The sequence below is a fragment of the Pseudomonas sp. ASL3 genome (assembly GCF_056680425.1).
In genome coordinates this window covers 4590713-4597500 of the sequence record NZ_CM155281.1, presented here as the reverse complement: position 1 = coordinate 4597500, position 6788 = coordinate 4590713, and the positions used below count along the sequence as shown (strand labels likewise).

Below are 6788 nucleotides of genomic sequence, written 5' to 3'. Positions count from 1 at the left end.
ATAGGTGTATGGAGCGAACCAGGGGAACTGAAACATCTAAGTACCCTGAGGAAAAGAAATCAACCGAGATTCCCTTAGTAGTGGCGAGCGAACGGGGACCAGCCCTTAAGTGGCATTGAGATTAGCGGAACGCTCTGGAAAGGGCGGCCATAGTGGGTGATAGCCCTGTACGCGAAAATCTCTTTGCCATGAAATCGAGTAGGACGGGGCACGAGAAACCTTGTCTGAATATGGGGGGACCATCCTCCAAGGCTAAATACTACTGACTGACCGATAGTGAACTAGTACCGTGAGGGAAAGGCGAAAAGAACCCCGGAGAGGGGAGTGAAATAGATCCTGAAACCGTATGCGTACAAGCAGTGGGAGCCCACTTTGTTGGGTGACTGCGTACCTTTTGTATAATGGGTCAGCGACTTATTTTCAGTGGCGAGCTTAACCGAATAGGGGAGGCGTAGCGAAAGCGAGTCTTAATAGGGCGTCTAGTCGCTGGGAATAGACCCGAAACCGGGCGATCTATCCATGGGCAGGTTGAAGGTTGGGTAACACTAACTGGAGGACCGAACCGACTACCGTTGAAAAGTTAGCGGATGACCTGTGGATCGGAGTGAAAGGCTAATCAAGCTCGGAGATAGCTGGTTCTCCTCGAAAGCTATTTAGGTAGCGCCTCATGTATCACTGTAGGGGGTAGAGCACTGTTTCGGCTAGGGGATCATCCCGATTTACCAAACCGATGCAAACTCCGAATACCTACAAGTGCCGAGCATGGGAGACACACGGCGGGTGCTAACGTCCGTCGTGAAAAGGGAAACAACCCAGACCGTCAGCTAAGGTCCCAAAGTCATGGTTAAGTGGGAAACGATGTGGGAAGGCTTAGACAGCTAGGAGGTTGGCTTAGAAGCAGCCACCCTTTAAAGAAAGCGTAATAGCTCACTAGTCGAGTCGGCCTGCGCGGAAGATGTAACGGGGCTCAAACCATGCACCGAAGCTACGGGTATCACTTAGGTGATGCGGTAGAGGAGCGTTCTGTAAGCCTGTGAAGGTGAGTTGAGAAGCTTGCTGGAGGTATCAGAAGTGCGAATGCTGACATGAGTAACGACAATGGGTGTGAAAAACACCCACGCCGAAAGACCAAGGTTTCCTGCGCAACGTTAATCGACGCAGGGTTAGTCGGTCCCTAAGGCGAGGCTGAAAAGCGTAGTCGATGGAAAACAGGTTAATATTCCTGTACTTCTGGTTATTGCGATGGAGGGACGGAGAAGGCTAGGCCAGCTTGGCGTTGGTTGTCCAAGTTTAAGGTGGTAGGCTGAGATCTTAGGTAAATCCGGGATCTTAAGGCCGAGAGCTGATGACGAGTGTCCTTTGGGACACGAAGTGGTTGATGCCATGCTTCCAAGAAAAGCTTCTAAGCTTCAGGTAACCAGGAACCGTACCCCAAACCGACACAGGTGGTTGGGTAGAGAATACCAAGGCGCTTGAGAGAACTCGGGTGAAGGAACTAGGCAAAATGGCACCGTAACTTCGGGAGAAGGTGCGCCGGTGAGGGTGAAGCATTTACTGCGTAAGCCCACGCCGGTCGAAGATACCAGGCCGCTGCGACTGTTTATTAAAAACACAGCACTCTGCAAACACGAAAGTGGACGTATAGGGTGTGACGCCTGCCCGGTGCCGGAAGGTTAATTGATGGGGTTAGCTAACGCGAAGCTCTTGATCGAAGCCCCGGTAAACGGCGGCCGTAACTATAACGGTCCTAAGGTAGCGAAATTCCTTGTCGGGTAAGTTCCGACCTGCACGAATGGCGTAACGATGGCGGCGCTGTCTCCACCCGAGACTCAGTGAAATTGAAATCGCTGTGAAGATGCAGTGTATCCGCGGCTAGACGGAAAGACCCCGTGAACCTTTACTATAGCTTTGCACTGGACTTTGAATTTGCTTGTGTAGGATAGGTGGGAGGCTTTGAAGCGTGGACGCCAGTCTGCGTGGAGCCAACCTTGAAATACCACCCTGGCAACTTTGAGGTTCTAACTCAGGTCCGTTATCCGGATCGAGGACAGTGTATGGTGGGTAGTTTGACTGGGGCGGTCTCCTCCTAAAGAGTAACGGAGGAGTACGAAGGTGCGCTCAGACCGGTCGGAAATCGGTCGTAGAGTATAAAGGCAAAAGCGCGCTTGACTGCGAGACAGACACGTCGAGCAGGTACGAAAGTAGGTCTTAGTGATCCGGTGGTTCTGTATGGAAGGGCCATCGCTCAACGGATAAAAGGTACTCCGGGGATAACAGGCTGATACCGCCCAAGAGTTCATATCGACGGCGGTGTTTGGCACCTCGATGTCGGCTCATCACATCCTGGGGCTGAAGCCGGTCCCAAGGGTATGGCTGTTCGCCATTTAAAGTGGTACGCGAGCTGGGTTTAGAACGTCGTGAGACAGTTCGGTCCCTATCTGCCGTGGACGTTTGAGATTTGAGAGGGGCTGCTCCTAGTACGAGAGGACCGGAGTGGACGAACCTCTGGTGTTCCGGTTGTCACGCCAGTGGCATTGCCGGGTAGCTATGTTCGGAATAGATAACCGCTGAAAGCATCTAAGCGGGAAACTAGCCTCAAGATGAGATCTCACTGGGACCTTGAGTCCCCTGAAGGGCCGTCGAAGACTACGACGTTGATAGGTTGGGTGTGTAAGCGCTGTGAGGCGTTGAGCTAACCAATACTAATTGCCCGTGAGGCTTGACCATATAACACCCAAGCAATCTGCTTGCTTCGAAAGAAGGGCCAGATTGCGGTGTGTGAAGACGACACACGTCGAAAATTGGCAACACCCACAAATCTATCACATCCCCATTCGCTGGCGCGTGAACCCGCAAGGGCCCACGCGCTGGCTACCGAATTTCTTGACGACCATAGAGCATTGGAACCACCTGATCCCATCCCGAACTCAGCAGTGAAACGATGCATCGCCGATGGTAGTGTGGGGTTTCCCCATGTGAGAGTAGGTCATCGTCAAGATTAAATTCCGAAACCCCTGTCTGCTTACGCAGACAGGGGTTTTGTTTTTGCGCGCGATAAATTCCTCCAGAGCACCCGGTCATCTGTGGGAGCAGGCTTGCCTGCGAAGGGGCTTGCCGCCACACGCAGTGCCAAATTTGGGCGGCTATTCCATGTCCAGACCATTAGAATAGCCAGCTATCTTTTCGACCTGAGCTCCTCACTCTATGCCCGATCAAGTCGACTCCAGTGGCCTGTCCCAAGTGCCGCTGGATGAGTTGGTGGCATGTCATGAATGCGACCTTCTCATGCGTAAGCCCGTATTGTCCCGTGGCGAAAAGGCACAGTGCGTACGTTGCGGCTACGAGCTCTATGCCTATCGACATAATGTCGTCCAACGCAGTCTGGCATTAGTGATCGCTGCATTGTTGCTGTACGTGCCCGCGAATTTTTTGCCCATCATGCATCTCAATATGTTGGGTCAGTCTTCTCAAGACACGGTCTGGACGGGCGTACTGGGATTGTTCGACACCGGTATGCAAGGCGTCTCCGTGGTGGTGTTTCTATGCAGCATGGGCATCCCGCTTCTCAAACTGCTGTGTCAGCTGATTGTGCTACTAAGCATTCGCTTGAACGTCGGCCGCAGTTTTGGTTTGTTGCTGTACCGCATTTACCATCACCTGCGTGACTGGGGCATGCTTGAGGTGTACCTCATGGGGGTGCTGGTCGCGCTGGTCAAACTCGCGGATCTGGCTGAATTGAGCCTGGGATTGGGGCTGCTGTGTTTTATCGGCATGCTATTGATTCAGGTCTGGCTGGAAGTAGTCATGTCGCCTCACCAGATTTGGCAAGCGCTATCAGGGGAGGATGCATATGCGGGCGATTGATGCAGGCATTCTGATTTGCGCTGAATGCCATGAACTCAATAAGGTTGATCCGGACAGTGACAACCCGACCTGCATTCGCTGTGGCGCGCAAATTCATCCCCGTCGCCCCAACAGCATGAAGCGCACCTGGGCGCTGCTGATCACCGCTGCCATTCTGTACATTCCTGCCAATGTGTTGCCGATCATGACGGTCAGAACATTAGGGAAGGGGGATCCCTCAACCATCATGTCCGGCGTCATTCAACTGATGCAGCATGGGATGTACCCCATTGCTGGCGTAGTGTTCGTGGCCAGCATCCTGGTCCCCACGTTCAAGTTGATCGGCCTGAGTCTGCTGCTGTTCTCGGTGCAGCGACGCCAACCCTTGTCTGCGAGACAGCGCATGGTCATGTATCGCTTTATTGAATTCATCGGGCGCTGGTCGATGCTGGACATATTCGTGATTGCCATTCTGGTGGCCGTTGTGAATTTTGGCCGGCTCGCCAGTATCGAGGCCAATTTTGGCGCGGTCGCTTTTGCCAGTGTGGTGATTTTGACGATGCTCGCCGCGGTAACTTTTGATCCCCGACTTATTTGGGATAACACGGAGTCGGACGACGACAATGAGTGATTTGCCTACCGCTAAAACCCGCCCGGCGTCTAATTGGTCCGCCATCTGGGTATTGCCCCTGATTGCTTTAATCATCGGCGGATGGCTCGGCTGGCGAGCGTATAGCGAGGCGGGTATCGAGATCCAGGTGCGCTTTGACAGCGGCGAAGGCATTCAGGCCAACAAGACCGAAGTGGTCTACAAGGGTATGTCGATCGGCAAGGTAAAAGCCTTGACGCTGGATGATGAGGGCAATACCAGAGGCGTTATTGCAACCATCGAAATGAACAAGGACGTCGAACCCTCCCTGCGCACCAATACTCGCTTCTGGCTGGTCAAGCCGAGCGTGACGTTGGCCGGGATCACTGGTCTGGAAACCCTGGTGTCGGGTAACTATATCGCCGCGAGCCCCGGCGAGGGGGAGCCGACACGCAAATTCAAGGCGCTGTCCGAGGCGCCGCCGTTATCGGACCGATTGCCCGGCCTGCACTTGACCCTCAAGGCAGACCGTCTGGGGTCGCTGAATCGGGGCAGTCCAGTGTTCTATAAGCAGATTCAGGTCGGGCAGGTGAAAAGTTATGTCCTGTCTGAGGACCAAAGTAAGGTCGAGATCAAAATTTACATCGAGCCGACTTACGCTAGCCTGGTGCGCAAACACACACGCTTCTGGAACGCCAGCGGCATCAGCATTGACGCCAACCTGTCTGGGGTGAAGGTGCGCAGTGAGTCGCTGGCCAGTATCGTTGCCGGCGGCATTGCCTTTGCGACACCCGAGTATCGCAAGGACAGCCCGCCCACCAACCCCAGCCTGCCGTTCCGTCTTTATGAAAACTTCGATGCGGCTCAAGCCGGGATTCGGGTCGTGGTCAAACTCAGCGATTTCGAAGGTTTGCAGGCCGGTCGCACACCCGTGATGTACAAAGGCATTCAGGTCGGCAACATGAAGACCCTCAAGGTTGACCCCGATCTTTCCAGCGCTACAGTCGAATTGGCCCTCGACCCGTTGGCTGAAGATTATCTCGTGGAGGGCACCCAGTTCTGGGTCGTCAAACCGTCGATTTCTCTCGCGGGCATTACGGGGCTGGAGGCATTGGTCAAAGGGAACTACATCGCTGTTCGCCCCGGTGACAAAGGTGCGACGCCAAGACGTGACTTCGTGGCCAGAGCCAAGGCGCCCCCACTGGATCTGCGTTCCCCGGGTCTGCATATGGTGCTGTTCAGCGATACGCTTGGTTCGCTGGATGTCGGCAGCCCCGTGCTTTACAAGCAGGTGAAGGTCGGTTCAATCCAGAGCTACCAGTTCTCCCGCGATCAAAAGCAGGTCGTGCTTGGCGTGCACATCGAGAAGGAATACGAAAACCTGGTCAATGGTTCTACGCGCTTCTGGAATGCCAGCGGTATCACGCTGACCGGAGGCTTGTCGGGTATTCAGGTCAAAAGCGAATCACTGCAGAGCCTGATGGCAGGTGGTATCTCCTTTGAGACGCCACAGCCGAAAGTCCCGTTGATGAAACGCATCCCTCGCTTCCGGCTGTTTGCCAATCATGACGAGGCTACACAGCGAGGGACCGAAATTACGATTAAAGTCGACCGCGCAGACGGCTTGCGCCCGGGTACGCCGATTCGCTTCAAAGGTCTGGATGTCGGCAAGATTGAAGACGTCGATCTGACCAATGATTTACAGGCCGTGATGCTGACGGCGCGGATCACCGAAGCGCCTGACAAAATTGCCCGTGCCGGCTCTGAGTTCTGGGTGGTCAAGCCGGAGCTTGGGCTGATCAAGACATCGAACCTTGAAACCCTGGTCACCGGCCAATACCTGGAAGTACTGCCGGCCGCTAAAAGCACGACTCCGCAGAAAAGCTTTGTCGCGTTGAAAGAACCGCCGAATGCCGCAGCGCGTGATGAGGGTCTGAGTCTGGTCCTGAGCGCGTCGCGTCGTGGCTCACTCAAGCCGGGTGTGCCGGTTACTTACCGTGAAGTGACCGTGGGCAAGGTGATGAGCTATGAATTGGGCGAGACGGCGGATCGCGTGCTGATCCACATCTTGATCGAGCCGCGCTATGCGTCGCTGGTTCGGGGTGGCAGCCGTTTCTGGAACAGCAGTGGTTTTGGCGTCGACTTCGGCTTGCTCAAAGGCGCGACCATCCGTACCGAATCGCTGGAGACGTTGATCGACGGCGGCATCGCGTTCGCGACGCCGGATGGGGAGCGCATGGGCAATCAGGCGCGACCTGAACAAACCTTCCCGTTGTTCGACAAGGCCGAGGATGAATGGCTGCAGTGGGCACCGAAGATTTCCCTCGGGAAATAAACGATAAAAAAGGGCCGCATC

Annotated in this window: 3 protein-coding genes and 2 rRNA genes (1 of these 5 cut by a window edge); all 5 read left to right on the top strand. The window is 54.6% G+C overall.

Going from position 1 to position 6788, the window contains the following annotated elements; translation table 11 throughout:
• A 23S ribosomal RNA gene (locus tag AC1MEE_RS21340) occupies positions 1 to 2727 on the top strand; it begins 164 nt to the left of the window's first position.
• A 155-nt stretch (positions 2728 to 2882) separates the two neighbouring features.
• Positions 2883 to 2998, top strand: a 5S ribosomal RNA gene (gene rrf / locus AC1MEE_RS21335).
• Between the two features lie 206 nt (positions 2999 to 3204).
• The gene (locus AC1MEE_RS21330) at positions 3205 to 3864 is read left to right on the top strand and encodes a paraquat-inducible protein A (RefSeq protein ID WP_480411538.1); all 660 of its coding nucleotides are present in this window, start codon (positions 3205 to 3207) and stop codon (positions 3862 to 3864) included.
• Positions 3851 to 4474: a paraquat-inducible protein A gene (locus AC1MEE_RS21325; protein ID WP_480411537.1), complete on the top strand. Its 624-nt coding sequence runs from the start codon at positions 3851 to 3853 to the stop codon at positions 4472 to 4474. The genes AC1MEE_RS21330 and AC1MEE_RS21325 overlap by 14 nt, the downstream gene beginning before the upstream one ends.
• On the top strand, positions 4467 to 6767 hold the full coding sequence (locus AC1MEE_RS21320; RefSeq protein ID WP_480411536.1) for a PqiB family protein: 2301 nt from the start codon (positions 4467 to 4469) through the stop codon (positions 6765 to 6767). Before AC1MEE_RS21325 ends, AC1MEE_RS21320 begins: the two co-directional genes overlap by 8 nt.
• Positions 6768 to 6788 lie beyond the last annotated feature (21 nt).

Coding starts and splice junctions, on each gene's coding strand:
- AC1MEE_RS21330 (WP_480411538.1), top strand. CDS start 3,205: ATGCCCGATCAAGTCGACTCCAGTGGCCTGTCCCAAGTGCCGCTGGAT.
- AC1MEE_RS21325 (WP_480411537.1), top strand. CDS start 3,851: ATGCGGGCGATTGATGCAGGCATTCTGATTTGCGCTGAATGCCATGAA.
- AC1MEE_RS21320 (WP_480411536.1), top strand. CDS start 4,467: ATGAGTGATTTGCCTACCGCTAAAACCCGCCCGGCGTCTAATTGGTCC.